Consider the following 23116-nt stretch of genomic DNA (forward strand, 5'->3'; position numbering starts at 1 on the left):
GGGCTCTCGATATGGCTGATAACATAATTATGCCGCAGCTTGGTGAATCAATCGCAGAAGGAACAATCGTTAAATGGCTCAAAAAACCTGGTGATGAAGTAAAAAAAGACGAAAATATTTTACTGATTTCCACGGATAAAGTTGAGGCTGAAATTCCTTCGCCAAGTGCTGGGGTACTCCTCAGCATTACCGTTGATCAGGGACAAACTGTAGCAGTAGGCACCGTGTTAGGACAGGTTGGTCAGGCGAATGAAAAAGCAAGCGCTAATACCGCCATAGTTGAAGATAAAAAGAGCCCAGTAGATAAGCTTCCTTCTAGTGCTCCTCCTACGCCTTCGTTATCAGAAACTCAAGTAACTTCAACTCAAGCAGGTGAAGACTCTATAATCCTTGGCACTTCAGCCAATACTATGTCAAATTTTTTTTCGCCTCTTGTTCGACGCATTGCATCTGAGCATGGTGTTCAGGAAAATGAATTGGCATCCATTAATGGAAGCGGCCACGGCGGACGCGTATCGAAAAAAGATATTCTCGATTACCTGAGCACAAGAGGAAACAAAGCGCCAAGCAATGCTCTTCCTCAAACTCAAGCAGTGAGCAACCAAGCTCCTTATAGCGCCTTGCAGGGAGAAATTATTGCAAGCGATCGTCAGCTAAGCAAACCCATCTCCACCATGCGTCGAGTAATTATTGAGAATATGCTTGCCTCTCGCGCTACCAGTGCCCACGTAACAACTTTTTTTGAGATCGATTACACGGCTATCGATAAAGTACGCATGGCTCACAAAGATCAGTTCAAAAAAGATGAGCAGGTATCTCTTACCTACACCACTTTTTTAACCGCAGCTGTGTGCCAAGTGCTGAAGCGTCATCCCTACATCAACGCAAGCCTGACCAAAGATTCTATTATCTTTAAGAAAGATATTCATCTTGGCATAGCTGTATCGATCGAAAATCCAGAACCAGGACTCATGGTACCAGTAATCAAACATGCGGATAAACAAAATCTAAGAGGACTTGCCCACACAATTGCTGACTTGAGTCAGCGTGTCCGGGCTAGAAAAATTAAACCCGATGAGCTTTCAGGTGGAACTTTCACCATCACCAACCCTGGAAACTATGGAGCATTGATCGGAACCCCAATCATCAACCAACCCCAAGTAGCGATTTTAGGTGTTGGACAAATCAGCAAACAGGCAAGAGTATTAGAGGTTGATGGCACCGACGTGATCGCCATCAGGCGCATGGGACTTTTGGGACTATCTTTTGATCACCGCCTGATCGACGGTGCGACCGCAGATATATTCATGGCAGATTTAAAAAACACTTTAGAAAACTGGACGGCAACTCCATAAATGAGCACATGCACAACTACGCAATCCTTAGAGCGCCCTTCTTGGCTGCGGGTTAGAGCTCCTACGGGCGAGCGCTATCAAGAGCTTTCTCGCCTGTTGGTCAAAGAACGTCTTAACACCGTATGTTCTTCAGCCGCTTGCCCCAATATTGGCGAATGCTGGAATATTGGCACCGCAACTTTTATGATTTTAGGTAATCAATGCACAAGGGCGTGCCGTTTTTGTAATGTGCAATCCAAATTACGCCCTGGCCCAGTCGATCTCAACGAGCCAGAGCGTTTACTAAAATCTGCGATTGCTATGAACTTAAAACACGTGGTTATCACCTCAGTATCCCGTGATGATCTTGCTGATGGAGGAGCACAACAATTTGCCCGCTGTCTAAAATTACTGCGCGAGCATGCTCCCCATATGTCGACCGAAGTTCTAGTTCCCGATTTTTTAGGCAATAAAGAATGCCTAAAAATTGTTATCGATGAAAAACCAAATATTTTTAACCATAATCTTGAAACGATACGCCGCTTAACGCCAAAAATTCGCTCTGGTGCCCAATACGATCGTTCCCTTCTCCTTTTAAAGACCGCTAAGGAACTTGATCCCACAATTCAAACTAAAAGCGGTATCATGCTTGGTCTTGGTGAAAATATCGATGAAGTAAAAGTTACTCTCCAAGATTTAAAAGCCCACAACTGCGATCAGCTCACCATCGGTCAATATTTACGTCCTACCCAATGGCATCATCCTTTAGATCGCTACGCCTCGCCCGAAGAATTTACATACTTGGCGAATTTTGCTCGCGATCTAGGGTTTTCTCATGTGGAAAGCGGCCCTCTTGTTCGTTCAAGCTATCATGCAGAGCGAGGAGTAAAATAAAATTTTCTTCATTTAAAAGATAATGATCGGTGAGTCTCGCGCGTCTGATGTGTGTTCACTACAAATCATAGGCATTTTTTTATGGCTACATCTATCGCTTTGATCTGTTTGGGGCTTGCAGCAGGAATCTTAGGGGGAATTGTTGGGATCGGAGGTGGAATTATTTTGGTTCCAGCCTTGGTACTGGTTTTTGGTTTTACTCAACACATGGCCCAAGGCACTACTCTAGCAGCACTTATTCCCCCTGTTGGACTCTTTGCCGCATACGTCTATTATAAAAGCGGCCACGTCAATATTGCGGCCTCATTGTTCATTGCTTTGGGTTTTATCATAGGTGGAGCAGTAGGAGCACGTATTTCAAACCATCTTAGTCAAGAATATCTCCAAAAAGGCTTTGCTCTACTGCTTTTATTTATCTCCTTAAAAATGCTCTTTTTTATGAACAAATGACACAATTGTGGTTTGCTCAAGAAAAAGTAGGAATTTTTCTCACTGAATTATTATTTATTCAATTGCGATCTTTTTTACTGAGCCTTTTCCATGAGCCTAATATTTTTACTATTGCTTTCAGTTCTGTGCATAAATACACATGCGCATGAAGTAATTTTTCAGTATGAAACTAAGCCTATTAAATGGTACCGCAACAAAATACGATACCAAGAAAGTAAAGCTGGTGGCTCTCCCCTCACTAATCTTTACGCAACAAATAGCGTACTACATAAATATGACCAGGCGTTTGGCACTAATTCAGTAACAGTAGAAAAAGAATTTTATCATTATCCATTTGATAAAAATTTTTCACCTTATTGGTGGTTTGGATTAGGCGATGGCTTATCTGTAGCAAGTATTTTGTTTGATGCTCCCAAACACTCAGTAAGAAAAAATGGTGTTGAATTTTGTATTAATGATATCAAGGCGCTTTTAGCACTTGTTGCAAGCTCTTCACTAAAAAATATGTCTTGCTCGGAATCTATTAATTTTTTTATTAATAAAAAAATTATGCTCGGAGAACGTATAGGTACGGGTAATGAGGATAAATTTCTCAACCCTTTAAACATTTATCAGTTGCTTTCCAAGAATGAAGAGTTTTTATCAAATAATTTACCTCTTATAATCAACGTGGGCTTCGCCTTTAAAACGAATGCAGACTACGACTCGCTTGTTATACAAAGACCATTTGATAAATTTACTTTCAGCCTAATCGAAAAAAATTTAGCCGGACAAAAAAGTAGATTTCTCCTGCACATTCAAAGCAGCCTATACTCTCACTATAACCAAAGAATCGAGTTTTGGGCTGACCACTATCAACTTGAAGAAGCAAGCCAGAGTGGATGGACATCGAGCGGACCTGATTTTGCCTGGTGGTTCAAAGGACAAATGCCAAGTGAAGACAAATGGCACGGTGCCTTAAACAGAAATTCCTCCCTGAGGCTAGAAAATATTTTCATGCTGTACAAGAGATCTCTTAAGAGGCTGTAAAAAAAATCAAATCTCAGGTGGTAAGCCAATTTTCCAATCGTCTGATACATAATCTTGCATTAGCGATGTAGTTCATTGATTCCTGATGCTTTGTATTCTTCTCATAGTTACGCACCAGACGCCTATTTCGATTCAGCCAAGCAAAAGTTCGTTCTACGGCCCAACGAAATATTTGTGGTACAAACCCCTTTTGCCCTTTTAAACGTTCCGCAGTTTCTGTGCTTACGCCTACTCTCAAGCCTGAAGACAAATTCTTATATGCGTTATCTCCAAGAATCTTCGCTAATCTGGGAAACTTCTCGCGCTTATTGAGCTCAGTAACCAATTCCTCGCCGGCAACCCTATCAGATACATTTGCTGCGGTACAAATGCATAGGAGCATCAATCCCATCGTATCAACAACGATGTGGCGCTTTCTTCCATTAATCTTCTTTCCCCCATCCAAACCACGCTCATCTACTCCTGGTTCCGCTGTCTGTGATTGGGAGTCGATGGAAACAAGTGAGGGGCTTGCATCTCTGCCAGCACAGGTTCTGACTATTGCCACGAGAATGCAGTTTAAGACCGCCCACAAACCAGAAACAGACCAGGTGCGAAAATAGTGATAGACAATACCGTGAGGAGGAAAGTCATTGGGTAAACAACGCCACACACAGCCGTTCTTTAAAACATAGAATATGGCATCAACTATGCTCCGAAAGCTATAGACACGACGTCTGCCTCGTTTGGCGTTAGCAGGAAAAAGTGGCTCAATCACTTCCCAGGCACAATCTGACAAACAGGTCTCATACAAGCACGACATGATATTTCCTTTCAAAAAGGTTTTCACGTCATACTTTCGTCACAGCGACATTTATTGAACCAGAATTGCCAAATTGATTTTTTTTACAGCCTCTAAGGAAGTTAAGTCCGCCAGATATTCTAGCCCCTAATTTATTTTCAAATTCTTAGACCCTACCACTGATTTTTGTTCACCTTAACCAGCGGCACAGGCTTTCCATCAAAATAATCTGGCAATGGCAGTTGTAAAAGATCAAGAATAGTTGCTGCCGTATCATAGGTTACAATCTCTTTTTTAACTTTTATCTCTGCTGCAATATCCGGTCCATTAACGATAAAGGGAATGTGATTGTTCAAATGTATATCCATCATATGACTAAAACCAAAACCGCCATGATCAGCCATAACAATGAAAGTCGCTTGTTCCTTTGAAGCCTTGCTTGCTATTTTTATGATCTTATCTAGGGCTTGATCGGCATAGTTTACCGCCCATAAATACAACAAAGACATCCAAGCAAATTGATGACCATATTTGTCCGGATCAGGGAGATGTATAAAAGTTACGTCCGCTATACCATTTGCCTCTACATATTTTTTAAATGCATCGACAACTTTCATTCCATCCGTCTCAAGCACTTCAAAATGATCAACACCATTTTCTCTTTTGAGGTGTAAAAATTTTTCTTTGGCAGCAAAAATAGCTGTTTTGTAACCATTATTTTTTGCAATCTCTAAAGCCGTTGGATATTGTACAACTCCAAGTTCAGGCTGATACGAGTTCCAATCAATACCATGTTTTTTGGGAGACACTCCCGTGAGCATTGATGTATGGGAAGGCAAAGTGATAGATGGCCTGATAGTAATAGCACGGCTAAAATAATTTCCTGTATTAATTAATTTTTTTAATGTCTTAGCCTGCGTTCTATAAATAGCATCGGGACGCAAACCATCAATACTGACAAGTATAATTGGGCTTCGTGCCAACAAGCCTAAGCTGTATGACAGGGCCAAAAAAAACACAGTGATACACTTCATACATCTATATCCTTTTTTGACTTCATACTGTCACATTTAGCAATCATGAAAAAATATTTTTTATTATTTTTAATACCAACATCATGCACTTTTTTAAGTTCTAATTAATAGAAATGTCCTATTTTTTAGATGCCAATGCAAAAGGCTCCCAACAAATAGAGAAAAGAAATTGATTTTTAGTGATTCAAGAAATTGATTTATTGGCAGTGAATGTTAATTCTTTCAGTCATCAGGAGTAAAGATGCGATATATATTTTGTTTATTACTTTTTTGTTCTACACCTTTGTTAGCTGATACGAGCTACTTGGAAAGCCTTGGACTTGTACAACCTAAAAAAGAAGTTGAAAAAAAATATAAAAAAAATTCATTTAGCAAGGGATGCTCTACCCCAAAATCAGCCCTCAAAATTTTTGTATATGGCGACAGCAAAGATAGCATCCGATGTTTTGATGCCTTTGAGCATTCTCATGCGGAACTTCTCATATTGGCTGAGCATCTGAGGCACGTCCTCAGGGCAAATGGAATTGAGATAAAGCTTGAAGCAATTCCTGATGATCCCGATTATCGAGATGCTCAAAGTAATCAACATCGCTATGCTCTATCACAAGGGCTTAAAAGTATTTACTTAGAAAAAACTGAACGAGGATGGATTTTCCCCAAAACTTCTCTCGACTCCATTGATGAGCTCTACACTCAAGCCACCAGGTTTGATCTGAAAAAACTTTATAAACTCGTTCCTGATTGGGCCACTACAGAATTATTTGGTATCCATGGCTTTAGTTTGGCTCAGGTATTTTTTCTATTATTGCTCGTATTATTTGCATTAGCTATCCGAACCATCACCACTGTTTTTGTTATCCGACAAGCAGGGAAAATTTTCTTAAAATTTAAGCTCATAGAGTTTGAAAAAATGCTCAAAGAGGCCTCCGCCCCAATTGGTTACTTGGCCATGGCTTTAGTTATAGCTCTTTTTATTCCTGGCCTTGATTTCAATGTTTATATTACTCGTTATCTACTAGTTGCTGTACGCTTGGGAGCAGGCGTATCAGTAGTGCTTCTCGCCTACCGCAGTGTTGATGTTTTAGCATTTTTTATGATGCAACGCGCATTGAGCACTGAAAACAAGCTTGATGATCAATTAGTGCCTTTGTTTCGCCGGGGTCTTAAGATCATTACTTTGGTAGTAGGAATTCTTTTTATTTTACAAAATCTTAATGTCGACGTCACAAGCCTGCTTGCAGGTGTCACCATTGGTGGTTTGGCTTTTTCTTTTGCAGCTCGTGATACAGTAGCGAATCTATTTGGCTCCATCACTATTTTTGCCGATAAACCATTTCAAGTTGGAGACTGGGTCAAATCAGCGGGTACAGAGGGCATGGTAGAATCTGTAGGCTTTCGTTCAACTAAAATTCGTACATTCTATAATTCTTTGGTGAGTGTTCCCAATAGCAAATTTACCGATTCAATCGTTGATAATATGGGCGCTCGAAAGTACCGCCGCACAGTAGCAGAGCTTGGCATTAGCTATAACAGTGATCCAGAATTGATTGAAGCATTTTGTAACGGTATACGAGCCATCATCAAAGCCCACCCATTAAGCCGTAAAGATTTCTATGAAGTGAGTTTCAATGCTTTTGGAGATTTCTCTCTAAAAATTCAGGTGTATTTTTTCATGGAAGTCAAAAAATGGTCTGATGAAATTAGAGGTCGGCACGAAATCTATTTAGATATCGTGCGCCTAGCCAAAAAAATGGGTGTCAGCTTTGCGTTCCCGACTCAGTCTCTTCACATTGAGTCCATGGCATTAGCTGCCAAAAAAGAATCCATTGCTCACCCACCTAAAGAGGAGCTCAAAACTATAGCTGCTCAATTCGGGCCAGAGGGTGAGAATGTTATTCCTCATGGTCCTCGTTTGGGCAAAGGATATTTCGCAGGAGAAAATTAACTCCGATCGCACGATCGATAAAATTTCCTTTGATGGTGCACAACCAATGGCTGTTAGTTTCGAAAAACAATTAACAGCCAACCTCATCAATCATAAAGGGAAATATGACAGAAAACAGAGAGGAGAGATCGGGATTTTTTCGCAGCGCACTAAGCTTTAATGGTTCGGCATCAAAAAAAATATTATTTCCGCTCTTAGTTTTTTTTTCCTATTCAGTCTGCATAACAATTATCCATAATTTTTTTTTCCCTTTGCCCAAATTCGATTTAACTCCCTTTGAAATTTGTGGAGCATTTTTGGGAATTTTGCTCGTCTTTCGAACCAACGCAGGATATGAACGCTGGTGGGAAGCACGAAAGCTTTGGGGTGGCATTGTTAATCAAAGTCGTAACTTAGCAATAGCAAGTATGAGCTACGTTCCTCAAAGGAATTCTCTACTTAAAAAATTTCTTTTACTCATTGTACGTTTTCCCTTTGCCACCAAGGATATTCTCAGAGCAAACCCTGCTTTTAGAACCTGCAACATTCAAAACGTGAGTCCAGCAGTACTCATATCATGGGAAATGGCAAATATTTTATCAGCTTGGAAAAAACAAGCATTGATAAGCCCTATGGCTTTTTTTACACTTGATGTCGAACGAAAAAAATTAATAGATTATTTGGGAGCATGTGAACGTATCCTAAAAACACCAATGCCTCTCGCATATGCCATTAAAACACGCCGTTTTTTATTTATTTTTCTTTTGCTCGTTCCTGTAGGAATTGTTTTTGATGCGGGTTGGTCTACGCCTTTTATTACCTTGCTTGTTGCCTATCCCCTTCTCGGTCTCGATCAAATTGGTAAAGAACTGCAAAATCCATTCTCCAAAAATAACCTCAGCCATCTGCCCTTGGATAACATCTGCAAAACTATTGAAAAAGATGTTTTAGCTTTAAGCATACTTAAAGAAAAAGGCGAAAAAACAATTAAAGAACATGATTTGCTAAGCGAGCAACACATAAGCCATAGCTAATTTTTTTAAGAAAAACTAATATCCTTCACTGGGATTTAGTTTTCTTGGTGTTATAAAAATCTAAAATTGCAAATTTACTTTTGAGATACTGATTAATAAAAATAAGGTATTTTATGTTAAAAAAAACACTTGGCGAGTTTTATGCCTTGGGAATTTGTCTTATCGCAACTATCGCTATGGCTATCAGTATAATGGTTGGCCTTTGGTCTGGTATTGAAGTTGCTTTTCCTTATTTTACTTTGTCCGGCCATGAACTTGTGTGTCATCAAAACGATGAAAAATATGCTGATTGCTACTCCGATCGATTTGTCTACACGCGCGAAAAAGACCCCATTGTTTTTCCCAGTGGAAAGCAGCTCACCAACAAACGCGAACAATCGCTTCAACAGGCTTTATTTGAAAAACAACACAATGCCAAAACAAAAATCGCGGTCGTAAGCATTATTTTTTTGGTTTCTATGCTTAGTTTTCTCATTCATTGGCGCATGCGAAAACAATTTATCCAGTAATTATTTATCTCAAAAATTAATATGCTTTTTGGGCTATTATCAATATAGACACAGCTTCTTCACAAAAATCTTTTTCATCTTTTAAAACGATGCAAATATTTTTAAACTTTGCTTGAATAAGAATTTTTTTCCAATATTTTTTAGCATCCGCAAAGCTCGATACTTTGTGCTCAACTTGCAAATGATTTGTAAAATTTGGTGTGCTAGAAACTTCAGAATTGTAGATAAAAAACCCACCATCAACCAATCTTTTTTGATATTCCTCAACAACTAAAATGGCATTTTCAAAAAACAAAGCATCCACTCCAACGTGAGCAAAAAAAACAAAAGCGAATTTGTCCTGAGGCAATTTTTTGACTTCACGTAACGAAAAAGCATCCATAACAAAGTCGGCTTGTAGCCTTGAGTTGCTGTCAATACAAAAATCCTTTTTTCTTATGATGGTGGGTATTGGATGCAGCAAGTTAATCCTTTGAACTCGCCCGGTACCGATACACAGTACAGATTGACTTAACAAAAGCTCTATGCCATCCATCTGAACTTTATAATAATTAAGATTTTTTCTTATTTGCTGCGTCACATTTTCGAACGCGGGCTCTGATTCTAACTCTACACAATAGTTCTCAGAGTCAACTGATTCAGTCTCAGAACATTCACTACAGCACTCCTCTTCATTACTAAAAGAGCATAGGTAGCAGGAAAAAAACATCAGAATAAAGAATATTTTTTTCATCTTTAATCTTAAAACCCTATTTGTAAGTTTGCATATTTCACTTATTTTTGACCCAACAATTAAAAACAAATATCAACACAAATAAAAATGGAATCTAATTTAGATTTTACAAAATTATATTTAAACATAATTTCATGTCACTATCAGATACGATACAGAAATTTTTAAAATGGAATAGTTATGAGCAGAAAAGATTTTTCCAACCTAGCTTTGATCATTATTATTTTTATAGCTGCTTGCATTGAAACAGATATTTATCTTCCAGCTTTCCCGGACATGATGATTTTTTTTAATACATCCGAAGAAGCTATCCAAGGTTTATTGACCTGGAATTTTTTTGGCATCTGTATCTCATGTCCTTTTTATGGGCCCTTATCTGATGCCTATGGCAGGCGACTCCCTTTGCTTGTTGCCTTGTCACTATTTTTTTTGGGAAGTCTCATCACCTTGTTTGTGACAGATTTAAATCTCATGTTGATGGGAAGAGTGCTGCAAGGTATTGGAAGTGGAGGATGCTTTACTTTGGGGACAGCTATTTTATTTGATGCTTTTCCTAAAGAAAAAGCTATGCTGGCGATCAATCAGCTCAATACTATCATTCCTATCATTATGGCCACCGCTCCTATGCTGGGGGCTCACTTAAATAATCAGTACGGATTTAAATCCAACTTTTTAGCTATCACTATGTTTGTGGGGTTTAGTTTATTTATTTGCCTTGTCTTTTACCGAGAAACCTTAAAGTCTGATCAGCGGAAAGATTTTAGTTTTTTAAGCCTCATAAAAGATTTCAAACGTGCATTTACTTGTGTACCCTTTTGGCAAACTTCTATCTATATCAGTTTGTTTTTTGCGCTCTACATCGGTTTTTTGTCATTGATATCGGTATTTTTTGTGTTGGAGCTCAAGGTTGATAAATTATTTTTCCCCTGGTTTCAAACAGCAATATTGGGTTCATTCGTTCTGGCAAGCTTATCTTACAAACGAGTATTTAAACGCTTAGGCAAAGATTTTAAGAAAACTGGTCTTGGGTTTAGTTTTTTAGGTGCAATTCTATTTTGCCTTTCAGCCTTGCTCTTTCCTAAAAATCCTTATGCTATGACAGCATGCATGATGATCGTTGCCGTAGGTTTAAATTTCACCATGACGCTCTACTTTGATGAGTGCATCCACTGGCTTGAAGATATCAAAGGCATAGCCGCAAGTTTGCTGACCAGTGCACGACTTTTGCTCACAGCCATTTTTGTAGGGATCAGCGGAAAAATCTACGACAAAACGGTAATTCCATTTGCCTTGCTTACAACTGTTGTCGTGCTTATCTGTGGCATTTGCATAATCAGCTATGAAAAAAATTACGCAAAAAAAATGCAAAAAATTCTGCACCATTAAAGACAATAAAACTTTCTTGAGAGAGTAGTTTGAAAATTATCTATTTTTGCTTGGTCGCTATCGCCGCCATCCCTGCCTGCGCGGGGATGACAAGTGACAGTGGCCCCCAAAAATTATCTTCCAAATAATCTCCAAGGATTACGCCAATTTTGTGGCTGCCTTCATTGCTTTAACAAAAAGTGCAAGCTCATCGAGCATGTGCTCTGGCGAGTTTAAATTTCCCTCTATGAGAGAAACTATCTTTGATCCGCTAATAACACCTTGCGCTCCTTGTTTCAGAGCTTGTGAAACGTGTTCGGGACTAGAAATACCAAAACCAAAAATAGCTGGAGGTGCACCAGCATTTTTTAAGGCTCGTAAAAAATCTTTGTGGTGAAAATTAATTTTTTCGTCTGCACCCGTAACTCCTTCTCTCGTAACGACATAGGTATATCCTCTGCCGTAATGCTCTACATCTTTTAAGCGTTCATGAGGCATGTTGATGGGCGCAACCAACACAGGATCGACTCCGTGTTTGATAGCGGCTTCATAAAAAGGTTTTATTTCTAGAATGGGAACATCAGCAACCAGTACTGAGTCCACTCCGCAATCACGAGCATGAGCATAAAACCAATCCAAGGAATTTTTAAAAATAAGATTAGCGTAGGTCAAAATTCCAATAGGCACGCTTGGATATTCTTGGCGAATTTCTTGCACAAGATCTAATGATTCGTGTACAGTCGCGCGGCTATGCAAGGCTCGAAGGCCAGCTTTTTGAATAGTAGGACCATCGGCCAGAGGATCACTAAAAGCGATTCCCAACTCTAAAGCATCAGCACCAGATTCAATCAAAGTCTTAATAATTTTTTTGCATTGAGCTCTATCAGGATCATAGAGCATCACAAATGGAATAAAGGCTCCTTGATTTTTTTGTGCAAGCTCAAAAAACATTTTTTCATAGCGGCTCATTTCTTCACTCCAATTTTTTGCACCTGACCAATATGATCTCCCAAAATCTGACTTGCCTGAACCATATCCTTGTCTCCGCGCCCAGAAATATTGACAACCAATATCTGTTCTTCGTCCGAATTTTGAGCCATTTTAATTGCATGAGCCAATGCATGAGCCGATTCAAAGGCTGGAATGATTCCTTCCTTTTGCGAAAGAAGAATAAATGCATCAAGCGCTTCTTTATCTGTTGCAGAAACATATTCAGCGCGACCACTGTCTTGCAAATAGGCATGCTCAGGACCAACTGCTGGATAATCGAGCCCTGCAGAAATACTGTGAGACTCCATCACCTGGCCTTCATCATTTTGCATAATCTTGGTTTGAGCTCCGTGAAGAATTCCTTCTGTGCCTCCGTGCAAAGTTGCTGCATGGTGATTGCTAAAAATTCCTTCACCTCCTCCTTCAACTCCAATCAAGCGAACATTTTTTTCTGGGATAAAATCGGCAAAAATACCCATGGCATTTGATCCTCCACCTACACACGCCAACACCGCATGAGGAAGTCTACCGATTGCTGCAAGCATTTGATCTTTGGTTTCTTCGCCAATGATACGTTGAAATTCACGCACCATAATCGGAAAAGGATGTGGCCCAACCACACTTCCGATCATATAGTGGGTATCGGCAAAATTTTTAGCCCAATCTTTCAATGCTTCATTCACCGCATCTTTGAGCGTTTGTTCACCAGATTCTACGGCAATAACTTCAGCCCCTAAAAGTTGCATACGAAAAACATTAAGTTTTTGCCGCTCTACATCTTTCGCTCCCATGTACACACGAGTTTTTAAAGAAAATAGAGCTCCTACCAATGCGCTCGCTACACCATGCTGACCTGCACCTGTCTCAGCAATGATATTTTTTTTGCCCATTTTTTTGGTGAGTAGTCCTTGCGCTATCACTTGATTGGTTTTGTGTGCCCCACCGTGCAGTAAATCTTCCCTTTTTAAAAATATGCGCGTTTTGGTATCGGCACATAAATTTCTACACTCGTATAAAGGTGTAGGTCTTCCGGCATAATGCTTGAGCAAAACTGAAAGTTCATTTTGAAACCCTACGTCTTCAAGAGCATCATAAAAATATTTTTCCAACTCCTCTAAAGCCGGAACCAAAATTTCAGGGACATAGCATCCACCAAAACGGCCAAAGCGCCCATTATCTTTCATAAAACTCCTTGCTATTTCTTAAATTAGAGAAAAGTTTTTTAATTTTTTGCAAAGACTTTTTGCGTGGATCTTTCTCTTCAACTCCTGATGCAACATCGATCACCAACGGAAAAATACTTTCAGCACGATTAACGTTGTCAGGATTAATTCCACCAGCTAAAGCGAAAGGAGTTTTTATATTTTTAAGTATTGACCAATCAAAAGACTTACCAGTCCCACCGTATGATGATTCGTGATGGGTATCAAAGACATAAAGATCTACGTTTAAATTGGGCTCAACATTAATTTGATCTTTAATACGAATAGCCTGCCAAATTGCACAATCTGCCGGCAAGTCAGGTCGCAATTGCGCGATATAATCTTTTTCTTCATCACCATGAAGTTGCACATAATCAAGTTTTAATTTTCGTGCTATAGAAATGACTTCATCCACTGATTGATTAACAAAGATACCGCCATAAGAAAGTGGTGAGCCATCGATTATAGAGCGCGCTTCATCAACGCTTATGCAGCGCTGAGATAATGGAGAAAAATTAAGACCTCCGTAATACGCGCCGTTGTCGTAGGCTATCTTTGCGTCATACGCATTGGTCAGACCGCATATTTTCACACGGCCAAAAATTAATTCTCTTAAGGCTCTATCAATGCGTTCCTGGCGCATCAAAGATGTTCCCACCAAAAATCCTTTTACCTTATCTTTATAGCGATAAATTTGTCTATGTGTAGCGAAACCCGATTCAGATATGATCAGGGCATCTTTCCAAGCTAAATTAAGCAATCGCTCTGTGGTGTTTACGTCAACTTCAAGAGTTTTTAAATTTCGGTTATTAATGCCAATAATTTTTGCTTTGAGTTGATTCGCTCGTTTCATTTCTTCTTCGTCATGAACTTCGCAAACCACGGCCATTTTTAAATCACAGGCTATTTTTTCACATGCACGATAGTTGTCATCATCCAGCACAGAAAGCATCAGTAGCACGGCATCGGCGCCATAACGCCGAGCCTGATAAATTTGCCAAGGTGAAACCACAATATCTTTACACAAAAGCGGAGCATATTTTTTGTGACTCACGCTCAAGACATTTTCTAGTGAACCCAAAAAATATTTTTCATCAGCCAGTACAGAGATTGCATCAGCAAAAGGACTATAGAGTTTGGCAACATCAAGCACATTTACATCTTTGCGAATTAAGCCCAATGAGGGAGAGGCTTGCTTTATCTCACAAATATATGCCACAGGACTTTGCTCTAAAGCTTGAAAAAAATTATTGGCACTAGGAAGCAAAAAATCTTTGTAGCTTTTTATTTCTTCAATCTTTTCATTGATAAAACGATGCTTATATTCAACGATTGCTTCAAGCGCCATAGGCCTGCTCCTGTAACTCTTTTATAAGCTTCATTGTTTGACCGCTCTTAATAATTTCTAAAGCTAAGCCTACTCCAGATTTTAGTGATGATTCTTTGCCCGCCAACCACAGCAAAGCACCAGCGCTCGCAGCAACAATTGAACTTTTTGCCTCATCTGCATGGCCCGATAATAAATCAATGCTGATTTGAATATTCTCCTCTACTCCACCACCTTGAATCTGCTCAAGAGCAAAGCTTTTAAGGCCAAGATCGTCTGGGTGAATAGACAATTTTTCTACCTTATTATCCTTCAAAAGCACAGCATCACTGACGCTATGAACGGCAAGTTCATCGAGCCCTCCGCCATGCACAATCAATGCTGTTTTTCTACCCATATCTTTTAACGCCACAGCAAAATGCTCAAGCAATTTTGGATCATATACGCCGATCAACATGATAGGCGGCCTCAAGGGATTTACCAAGGGGCCAAGAATATTAAAAATTGTTTTTATTCCCAGTTCACGACGTATATCTTTGACTGCCTTGAAACTTCGATGATAATTGGGAGCAAATAAAAAGCACCATTTATTTTTATCCAAACTTTGGCGCACTTCTTTAGGACCTTGCATAATATCGATGCCGAGCGCTCTCAGGATATCTGCCGACCCGCATCGAGAAGACACCGAAACACTGCCGTGCTTTGCTACAGGAAAACCTGCAGTTGCCGCCACCAAAGATGCCAATGTTGAAACATTAATTGTATTAAAACCGTCTCCACCAGTTCCAACAACATCGCCAAACAAATAATCAGGTTGTTCAACCAGCAAAGTTTTTTTCAAAACAGTTTGAGCAGCTATAGCAATTTCTTGCCCACTTTCTCCCTTAGCACTCAGCAAGGCTAAGGCAGCAGCAACCTGACTTGCAGGCATCCGCTCTTCAAGAATATCGTCGATTAAAAGACCAACCTGCTCAACACTTAAATCTTTTAAGCTCATAAGCTCATTCAACAAAATTTTTTCATTCATGAGTGTTCTCCAGCCCAATCGATCAGGTTTTTAATAATACGACTTCCTTGCGTGCTTAACACTGATTCTGGATGAAATTGAATTCCAATCATTGGATATTTTCGATGGGAAATCGCCATCACCAACTCATCGCTTCGGCCAAAAATTTCAAATTCTTCTGGTACCACAGTCGCAGTCAGGCTGTGATAACGACCAACAGCTATACGATCTTTAAGACCATAAAAAATAAATTTACCATCATGTATAAGTGGCTTAGCCTTCCCGTGAACGATATCAGGAGCTTTTTTTACTTGCCCCCCAAAAACGCTCACCATCGCCTGCATGCCTAGGCACACGCCAAACATAGGAACTTGGCCGGCAAGATCTTTGATAAGCTCATTCATACAACCGGCTTGATCAGGGTGCCCCGGACCAGGGGAAAAAACCAATAAACGAGGTACTGCGAGAGCAAAAAGGCGCCTTTTTATTTCAGCACTGTCCATACTATTACGCCAAACGTGAATGGTATTGCCTACACCCTGAAATTCTTCAAGCAAATTAAATGTAAAAGAATCAAAATTATCGATGATGCAAATATTCATGATCTTTGAGCTAACTCCAATGCTTTTAATACAGCTTCCGCTTTGTTAAGCGTCTCTTGTGTTTCAAAATCAATATTTGAGTCATAGACAACACCACACCCCGCTCGTACAAATGCCTGCTCATCTTTAATCAGTGCAGACCGAATAATTATGGCAGTATCCATGTCACCATTTTTATCAATGTATCCAATAGCGCCACCATAAAAACCACGTTTTGAATTTTCTATTTGTCGCAACAGCTCGGCTGCTCTAACTTTAGGAGCACCCATCAGCGTCCCCATATTCATCGACATTTGATACGCCAAAAGAGCATCGCAATCATTTTTTAGAATACCCTCTACCTCAGAGACCAAATGCATAACATGAGAAAAACGATCTACAGCAAGCAAACGCCTCAGACGACGAGTGCCTGGTTTGGAAACACCAGCGATATCATTGCGCGCCAAGTCTACCAGCATCATATGTTCTGAAAGTTCTTTTTCATCGATACAAAGAGAAACCTGCTCACGCATATCAAGCTCAGGATCAACAATGCCGTTGCTATCCAAACCTCGTCTGCGAGTTCCTGCAATAGGACGAATAAACAGACGTCGCCCTCCTTGATCTACTTTGATGAATGTTTCAGGAGATGCACCGAGCAGAGTCCATTCTCTACTCGAAAGATAAAACATGTGCGGACTAGGATTTAAATAACGTAGTGCCTGATAGGAAAGCAAAGCGTTATCTACTTTTCTAAAAAAAGTTCGTGAAGGAACAATCTGATAGACATCACCTTTATCGATATATTCTTTGCATTGCTCTATCATCTTTCCAAATTCTTGATCATTGACATCTACAGCAAAAGTATTTCTATCAAGACAATGGATTTGGGAAGAAAATATTTTTTTTGCACAATGATTTTCAACAGCATTTTTAACTTCATGTTCAAGTTTTTTGAAACGCGATTGGGATCTTAGTTGAGTATTTTTATCTTCAAAGGTCCAAGAAAATATCGAACACCGTTGCAATGGATGCTCGATCACAACTCCTGAAAGCGGTAAATAAAAAAGATAGTCAGGAAAATTTATGTGATCATTTCGAGCTGGTGAAAGATTTTCAAAGTGATCGATAAAGTCGTAAGAAAAAATTCCAGAAAGCATCAAAGCAGCACGATCTTTTTCATTGACATCTATGGCTTTAAGTACTGCACGCAGCACTTCAAGTTTCGAAGGCATGCGCATCTTTTCTAAGACATCAAATTCATTAAAGAGTGGCGAAAAACCTAAAGTCAGAGTTTTTTTGCTCGACTCTATAAGCCATGAACCCAAACTTTTTTTCAGCAACGGCAACAGCTCTTCGCCTTCAGGCTCGAGCGCCTCTATAAAAACTTTTTTATTTCGAGCTTCGACTCTCAAGGCTGGCTCTAAAAGTAAAATACTTTTTTCGCCAAGTTTGGTTATGACATCAGCTGATTCCAAAAGAATCACTTCAGCCTCAACATGTAATTGAATGAGCTCAACAGGGTCAAAAACTCCATCAATTTCACTTCTAATGAACCTTGCATACTTTGATGTTTCTGCGCTTGTCACTACATAGTCCTTCCGCTTGCTTGTACAAATTTTCTAAGCTCTTGCATCATACTGCTAAATTGCTCAGGAAAGAGCGATTGTTTTCCATCTGAAAGCGCAATTTTTGGATCATGATGCACCTCAATAATCACACCATCAGCCCCACATGCTGCTGCGGCATAGGCCATTGGGGCAACCAAATCTCTGACCCCAGTACCATGGGAAGGATCAACGATCACCGGCAAATGTGTTGTAGCTTTTAAATAGGGAACTGCATTTAAATCGAGCGTATTGCGTGTGCAGGTTTCAAATGTACGGATTCCTCGCTCACACAAAATCACTTGGGAATTACCCTTGGAGAGAATATATTCAGCAGCCAGCAAAAGATCTTCCACTTTTGCAGCTAAACCACGTTTGAGTATGACTGGTTTTTTGCGCTGGCCCAACTCCTTTAACAAAGAAAAATTTTGCATATTTCGAGCGCCTACCTGAAAGGCATCAGCATATTCTTCTACAGCATCGATATCAGCTGTTTCTATTACTTCGGTCACAGTTGGTATTTGATATTCCTTAGCCGTAGACGCCAAAATTTTTAAACCTTCGACCCCCAAGCCCTGAAAGCTGTATGGGCTGGTACGTGGTTTAAAGGCACCCCCTCTCAATATTTTTGCACCAGCAGATTTAACCGCCTGCGCTACTTTATTCATCTGCACGGTATTCTCTATGGCACAGGGCCCAGCAATGGTGACGAAATTATCACCCCCAATTTCCACATTGCCAATTTTTACTATGGTTGATGCAGGGGAAAATTCGCGGCTCACCATTTTATAAGGTGATAAGACGGGTTTTACTTGCTCTACCTGTGGAAAATTTTCAAAATGTTTTTCATTGAGCAAACGTTCATCGCCAATAGCCCCAATCACTATTCTTTCCACCCCAGGCAAAAATAAAGGCTTAAGACCTGTTTTTTCAATCTCTTCTAAAATAGTATCGGCATCTTCTTTGGTGGCATGCTGTTTCAATATGATGATCATCACTTCTCCTTTTTGAATAAAAAAAACCCACCGATATGGTGGGCCTTTTTATGCTGCGCTTGGTTTTTACAGTATTTTCAAATTTTAGGTGCAAACGGGCCCACCTTAGCAAATAAGGAGTTCCACCACCAAAGATTTGTTGAAAATTGTCGAAAAAATATACTGTTCATGGTGCCAGAGCTTAATCCTAATTTCTTGTTTGTCAATAAACTTTAATCAACGTGCAGGCACGCCTGTAAATTCAAATAAATTCCAGGATTAAACTTTTTTAAAAGTAAAATACTGAGCTCAGCTTTGATATTGTAATTGCAGAAAGCCACAAAAAAAATTTTATAAACGCATCAAAATATAGCTTAGATAACAAACAAGTTTTTTAAACCATGAACGTAGTGAAAATTTATGTGGATCGATCTCTACAGAAAGTTTTAGATCCTCGTTAAACTGTTCTTTTAATCCTTGAGCCACTTGAGAATCCAAAATTGATACATTGACTTCTAAATTTCTTCTCGCCGACCAATAATCCAAGTTATAAGAACCGATCGAAGAAAATATACCATCGATAGTGGCAATCTTTGCATGAAGAGTTTTTTTATTCATTTCATAAATTCTTACGCCATGATTAAAAAAACTTTGATAGACGTGATGACTTGCCAAACGCATCAATGGAACATCTGAAATCCCTGCGGTAAGAATTCGAATATCCACTCCTCTTCTCCGAGCATTGATGATGGCTTTTTTTAAGCTTCCGTAGGGCAAAAAATAAGGGGTCGTAAAATAACAGTAACGCACCGCTCGATTGACAGACTCTTCCATAGATTTTTGAATGTGCATAAGATTTATTCGCGTATTTGAACGCAAAACCTGCACTAAGGTATCGTGATTTTGTCTTAATCGTTCTTTCGCAAGAGGTGGATTCTTGAGCCTTCTGACACGCTCAAAAAATAAATCAAAAATTGAAAGCGGAGGCTTGGAACTCAAATATATGTGTCCATTGCCCACCCCTTTGAATTCACTTTCAATAATGCTTTCTTGAGTAATAGCCAACAGATCCTTTACCGCTGGTCCCATTATGCGCGCTATAGAGTCTCGATAACGGTTGTTTCCATATTTGATGCCCGCGTAGTCACAACTAATATTCATTCCTCCGCAAAAAGCAATTTTTTCATCGACAACAATTATTTTTCGATGATCCCTAAATAGCAATGGACCTCTTCTACGCCACGGCCAAATTGGATTAAAAGGCAAAACACGAATACCAGCATGAGTCATGGGAGATATGAAATTACTATTTAGATGTGATGAACCAATATAATCATAAAGCACCGTCACTCTGACACCTCGAGCTGCTGCATCTATAAGTGTATCTCGAAGCCAATACCCCAAGCGGTCAGGTGCAATAATATACATTTCAACAAATATAGAATCTTGAGATTTTAAAAAAGCATCGTGAATTTCCAGAAAGGCACGGTCTCCATCATGTATAATTTCGAGAGAATTGTGAGCTGAAAACCCCCCAAATTGAATTAGGTGCTGAAGGGCTTTGCGCCAGCTCAATTTTAGCTTTTGCATCAAAAGGGAGGAGTCACCTTTTTCTATCATTGCAACACGCCTTAGGCAGCTGCTCTTTCATCGCCCGATGAGCTTTGGCTATTGCTAACTAATTTAGGTCTGTTTTGTCCTTGCAAAATATGAACCTGAATTATTTTCTTTTCATCCGCTGCCTTGATCAAAAATGTTATCTCGCCAAAATGAATTTTGGCCCCGACACGAGGCATTCGTCCATAGGTAGAGATTAAAAATCCGCCCAAGGAATCAAAAGCATCAGACTCGGGAAATGAAACGCCAAGCATTTTGCCTAGTTCAAAAAGATTAGCCCGGCCGTTGGCCAAATAATTATGAGCATCTATCTGAGTCACTTCTTTTTCTTCATCATCGTACTCATCACGAATCTCACCAACAATCTCTTCTAAGACATCTTCCAACGAAATAATTCCAGCAGTTCCACCATATTCATCAACCACAATGGCAAGATGTGCTTTACCTGCTTGAAATTCTTTTAGAAGCGCTCCGATTTTCATCATATCAGGCACAAATTTGGCTGGGCGCAAGAAATCCCTCAAAGAGAAAGTTTTAGTTTCCTTATCCAGATTTTTACATCGTAAAAGATCTTTAACGTGAAAAATACCAACTATATTATCAATATTTTTTTCATACACAGGCCAGCGCGTATGGCCTTCTGCAATCACTCGCTCCATCACTTCTTCGTAGCTTGCACCTACTTCAAAAGAACCTATTTGAGTGCGAGTAACCATAGCCTCTTTTGCAACCGTCTCTTTAAATTCAATGACACTTTGTAAAAGTTGGCCTTCGCCGCGCTTTAATACACCTTCTTCATGACCTAGACGGATCATATAGGCTATATCTTCTTCGGTTGCCAAAGGCTCATGCTGCCCGGTTTTTGCACCCACTAGTTTCACCAGTCGGGCAGCAAAAATACTCAACGCCCACGTTAGTGGAGTCGTCAAAATATAAAAAGGATAGAGAATAATCATGCCTATCGGAGCAAATTTTTCGGCATTATGGCGAGAAAACGTCTTGGGTGTGATCTCACCAAATATAAGAAGTAAAACAGTAATTACAAAGGTTGCCAAACTGATAGCGTAGTTTGCAAAAAGCTTTTGAGCTATCACGGTCGCCATTGAGGCGGACAATGTATTGACAATATTGTTCCCAATCAAAATCGATGTCAAAACATTATTGGGATATTTAAGCCAGAGGCTCAAGGCTCGTGCAGCATAGGACCTTTCTTCAATCAACCGTTTGGTGCGAACAGCAGAAAGCGTCGTAAGCGCTGTCTCAAGAGCCGAAAAAAATGCCGAAATTACTAAACAAAGAACCAAAAAGATAAAGAAAGATAACTCTGAATCCATATGGATGTTTTTTCCCTAAAAATATTATGAGGTTACAGAATCTTTGTCCCCCAAAAACCTCATTTATCACACAAACACGTGTATGGCCGTATTATAATCAATTTATTTGATTAATCTAGTGAATAGCAATTTATGCTAACTCATTAGCTCTAACATATTATTTTTTAAAGGGATGTATCCTAAAAATAATGGATATAAACACAATAAAATACTTATTAAACTTGCATCTGAGTGAAATTTTTCAATGTACTTGCACAAGATTCAGCTGTTCTGGCAAACATTTGTTGTTTGAGAAGCAAAAAACCAACCTTATACTGAAAATTTAAAAGTTTTTCTGGAGCATAACTGCTGCGCACACGCGAGCTCTTAAGCGCTTGAGTGGTGAGCTTGTGGTTATCAACCATCTCATTAATTACTTTTTTGAGGGGTTGAGCAACTCCAAAACCCTGATGTTGTGATTTGATGGAATGCTCTTTTTGTTTGCTGTTAAGAAGCTCTTTAAAACTTGTAGAGCCTCCCGTTGATTTTACGCCCACCGCTGTTTTTTTTGCGTGAACTACTTGGCCAATAACCATAGTCTTACCTCGCCTTCAATACTGGCTTTCGGCTACAAAAAAGAGAGGTTGCTTATTTTGGGTCCTTGATCAGGGTAAAGAAAACATCACTAAGTTTTTCAAGTGCGCGGGCATGTTTTCTACATGTCCAAGATTTGGACAGCCCCAATCCCTTACCTACCTCTTCTAAACTTTTATCTTCAAAATAATAAGCGTTGATAATTTCTTGATCGCTTTTAGATAATTTTCCGATTGCGGCCTTCATTTTTTCGTAAAGTTGAAGACGCTGCATTCGATCATCGGCTTTTTCAGAGTCATTATCAGCAATGCCATGAATATCTTTTTCACTCAGGGAGGTAACATATATTGTTACCATTCGCTGAACTTTCTGAGCCATCTTATTGAGCTCATCATCTGGGCTTGATTGTGCCGTAGAAGGCGTTCTTAGTGATTCAGACTCCATATACATGGAAGCTTTTTCCTCAAAACGCTGACGTCTATATTCGGTGCGGCTCAATGAACCCATAACCCTCAGACCATCGTAAATAGCCCCGCGGATGCGATAATAACTAAAGGTTGAAAAATTTGCGCCCACGGATGGGTTATAGCGATCTGCAGCTTCAATCAAGCCTGTCATCCCATAACCGATCAAATCATCGGTTTCAATATTGGGAGAAAGCGTTCGCTTGATTTGCTTTGCTATACGAACCACATATTCAGAATATTGCTCAACGAGCTGTCTTTGATTTTCTGCTAAATTCATACCAGTCCGCTCAAACAAATACACGAGTACAAGCTCGTGTCTTCCTAGCACCTGGCACAAACGCATTTTGGAGC

Annotated in this window: 22 protein-coding genes; 8 read left to right on the plus strand and 14 right to left on the minus strand. The window is 39.6% G+C overall.

The features are described 5' to 3' along the window. Nucleotides 1-11 precede the first annotated feature (11 nt). The 4 genes from H6731_04570 (at nucleotide 12) to H6731_04585 (ending at nucleotide 3707) form a co-directional block, all read left to right on the plus strand. Nucleotides 12-1355, plus strand: coding sequence for a 2-oxo acid dehydrogenase subunit E2 (locus H6731_04570; protein USN51686.1), 1344 nt, complete (start codon nucleotides 12-14; stop codon nucleotides 1353-1355). Continuing rightward, nucleotides 1356-2228 carry a lipoyl synthase gene (lipA, locus tag H6731_04575; GenBank protein USN51687.1) on the plus strand — a complete coding sequence of 291 codons (873 nt, stop codon included), beginning with the start codon at nucleotides 1356-1358 and terminating at the stop codon, nucleotides 2226-2228. A gap of 81 nt (nucleotides 2229-2309) precedes the next feature. After that, nucleotides 2310-2678, plus strand: coding sequence for a sulfite exporter TauE/SafE family protein (locus tag H6731_04580; GenBank protein USN51688.1), 369 nt, complete (start codon nucleotides 2310-2312; stop codon nucleotides 2676-2678). 90 nt (nucleotides 2679-2768) lie between these two features. Then, a complete protein-coding gene (locus H6731_04585; GenBank protein ID USN51689.1) occupies nucleotides 2769-3707 on the plus strand; it encodes a hypothetical protein in 939 nt (312 codons plus the stop codon). A gap of 13 nt (nucleotides 3708-3720) precedes the next feature. Here the strand turns inward: H6731_04585 and H6731_04590 are convergent, their stop codons facing one another. Both H6731_04590 and H6731_04595 read right to left on the minus strand, forming a co-directional pair. Beyond that, nucleotides 3721-4536 carry an IS5 family transposase gene (locus H6731_04590; GenBank protein USN51690.1) on the minus strand — a complete coding sequence of 272 codons (816 nt, stop codon included), beginning with the start codon at nucleotides 4534-4536 and terminating at the stop codon, nucleotides 3721-3723. Between the two features lie 125 nt (nucleotides 4537-4661). After that, nucleotides 4662-5522 carry an alkaline phosphatase family protein gene (locus H6731_04595; GenBank protein ID USN51691.1) on the minus strand — a complete coding sequence of 287 codons (861 nt, stop codon included), beginning with the start codon at nucleotides 5520-5522 and terminating at the stop codon, nucleotides 4662-4664. A gap of 241 nt (nucleotides 5523-5763) precedes the next feature. Between H6731_04595 and H6731_04600 the strand changes: the two genes are divergently transcribed. The 3 genes from H6731_04600 to H6731_04610 all read left to right on the plus strand — a co-directional run bounded on the left by H6731_04600 (nucleotide 5764) and on the right by H6731_04610 (nucleotide 8989). After that, on the plus strand, nucleotides 5764-7467 hold the full coding sequence (locus tag H6731_04600; GenBank protein USN51692.1) for a mechanosensitive ion channel family protein: 1704 nt from the start codon (nucleotides 5764-5766) through the stop codon (nucleotides 7465-7467). Nucleotides 7468-7571: 104 nt separating this feature from the next. Then, nucleotides 7572-8480, plus strand: coding sequence for a hypothetical protein (locus H6731_04605; protein ID USN51693.1), 909 nt, complete (start codon nucleotides 7572-7574; stop codon nucleotides 8478-8480). Nucleotides 8481-8593: 113 nt separating this feature from the next. Beyond that, nucleotides 8594-8989, plus strand: coding sequence for a hypothetical protein (locus H6731_04610; GenBank protein ID USN51694.1), 396 nt, complete (start codon nucleotides 8594-8596; stop codon nucleotides 8987-8989). Nucleotides 8990-9005: 16 nt separating this feature from the next. Here H6731_04610 and H6731_04615 read toward each other — a convergent pair whose 3' ends face one another. Beyond that, nucleotides 9006-9722, minus strand: a complete 717-nt coding sequence (locus H6731_04615) for a hypothetical protein (GenBank protein USN51695.1) — start codon at nucleotides 9720-9722, stop codon at nucleotides 9006-9008. Nucleotides 9723-9902: 180 nt separating this feature from the next. Here H6731_04615 and H6731_04620 point away from each other — a divergent pair, with 180 nt between their 5' ends. Further along, the gene (locus H6731_04620; protein USN51696.1) at nucleotides 9903-11108 is read left to right on the plus strand and encodes an MFS transporter; all 1206 of its coding nucleotides are present in this window, start codon (nucleotides 9903-9905) and stop codon (nucleotides 11106-11108) included. A 138-nt stretch (nucleotides 11109-11246) separates the two neighbouring features. On the opposite strand, the gene trpA is transcribed toward H6731_04620, so the two are convergent. From trpA to H6731_04675, 11 genes are all read right to left on the minus strand, one after another. Continuing rightward, nucleotides 11247-12056: a tryptophan synthase subunit alpha gene (gene trpA / locus H6731_04625; GenBank protein USN51697.1), complete on the minus strand. Its 810-nt coding sequence runs from the start codon at nucleotides 12054-12056 to the stop codon at nucleotides 11247-11249. Further along, the gene (gene trpB, locus H6731_04630) at nucleotides 12053-13261 is read right to left on the minus strand and encodes a tryptophan synthase subunit beta (GenBank protein USN51698.1); all 1209 of its coding nucleotides are present in this window, start codon (nucleotides 13259-13261) and stop codon (nucleotides 12053-12055) included. The genes trpA and trpB overlap by 4 nt, the downstream gene beginning before the upstream one ends. Beyond that, complete coding sequence (gene trpCF / locus H6731_04635) at nucleotides 13251-14627, minus strand: bifunctional indole-3-glycerol-phosphate synthase TrpC/phosphoribosylanthranilate isomerase TrpF (protein ID USN51699.1); 1377 nt, start codon at nucleotides 14625-14627, stop codon at nucleotides 13251-13253. The genes trpB and trpCF overlap by 11 nt, the downstream gene beginning before the upstream one ends. After that, nucleotides 14617-15633, minus strand: a complete 1017-nt coding sequence (gene trpD, locus H6731_04640) for an anthranilate phosphoribosyltransferase (GenBank protein USN51700.1) — start codon at nucleotides 15631-15633, stop codon at nucleotides 14617-14619. The genes trpCF and trpD overlap by 11 nt, the downstream gene beginning before the upstream one ends. Continuing rightward, the gene (locus H6731_04645) at nucleotides 15630-16214 is read right to left on the minus strand and encodes an aminodeoxychorismate/anthranilate synthase component II (GenBank protein USN51701.1); all 585 of its coding nucleotides are present in this window, start codon (nucleotides 16212-16214) and stop codon (nucleotides 15630-15632) included. The genes trpD and H6731_04645 overlap by 4 nt, the downstream gene beginning before the upstream one ends. After that, a complete protein-coding gene (locus tag H6731_04650) occupies nucleotides 16211-17782 on the minus strand; it encodes an anthranilate synthase component 1 (GenBank protein USN51702.1) in 1572 nt (523 codons plus the stop codon). Before H6731_04650 ends, H6731_04645 begins: the two co-directional genes overlap by 4 nt. Then, on the minus strand, nucleotides 17782-18795 hold the full coding sequence (gene aroF, locus H6731_04655; GenBank protein ID USN51703.1) for a 3-deoxy-7-phosphoheptulonate synthase: 1014 nt from the start codon (nucleotides 18793-18795) through the stop codon (nucleotides 17782-17784). The genes H6731_04650 and aroF overlap by 1 nt, the downstream gene beginning before the upstream one ends. Before the next feature lie 330 nt (nucleotides 18796-19125). Continuing rightward, a complete protein-coding gene (locus H6731_04660) occupies nucleotides 19126-20394 on the minus strand; it encodes a hypothetical protein (protein USN51704.1) in 1269 nt (422 codons plus the stop codon). A gap of 11 nt (nucleotides 20395-20405) precedes the next feature. After that, entirely contained in the window at nucleotides 20406-21725 is a 1320-nt protein-coding gene (locus H6731_04665) for an HlyC/CorC family transporter (GenBank protein USN51705.1), read from the minus strand. Between the two features lie 215 nt (nucleotides 21726-21940). Beyond that, on the minus strand, nucleotides 21941-22300 hold the full coding sequence (locus tag H6731_04670; GenBank protein USN51706.1) for a hypothetical protein: 360 nt from the start codon (nucleotides 22298-22300) through the stop codon (nucleotides 21941-21943). A 52-nt stretch (nucleotides 22301-22352) separates the two neighbouring features. After that, a complete protein-coding gene (locus H6731_04675) occupies nucleotides 22353-23042 on the minus strand; it encodes a sigma-70 family RNA polymerase sigma factor (GenBank protein USN51707.1) in 690 nt (229 codons plus the stop codon). Nucleotides 23043-23116: the final 74 nt, after the last annotated feature.

The organism is Myxococcales bacterium, assembly GCA_023898405.1.
Taxonomy (GTDB): domain Bacteria; phylum Myxococcota; class UBA727; order UBA727; family JABDBI01.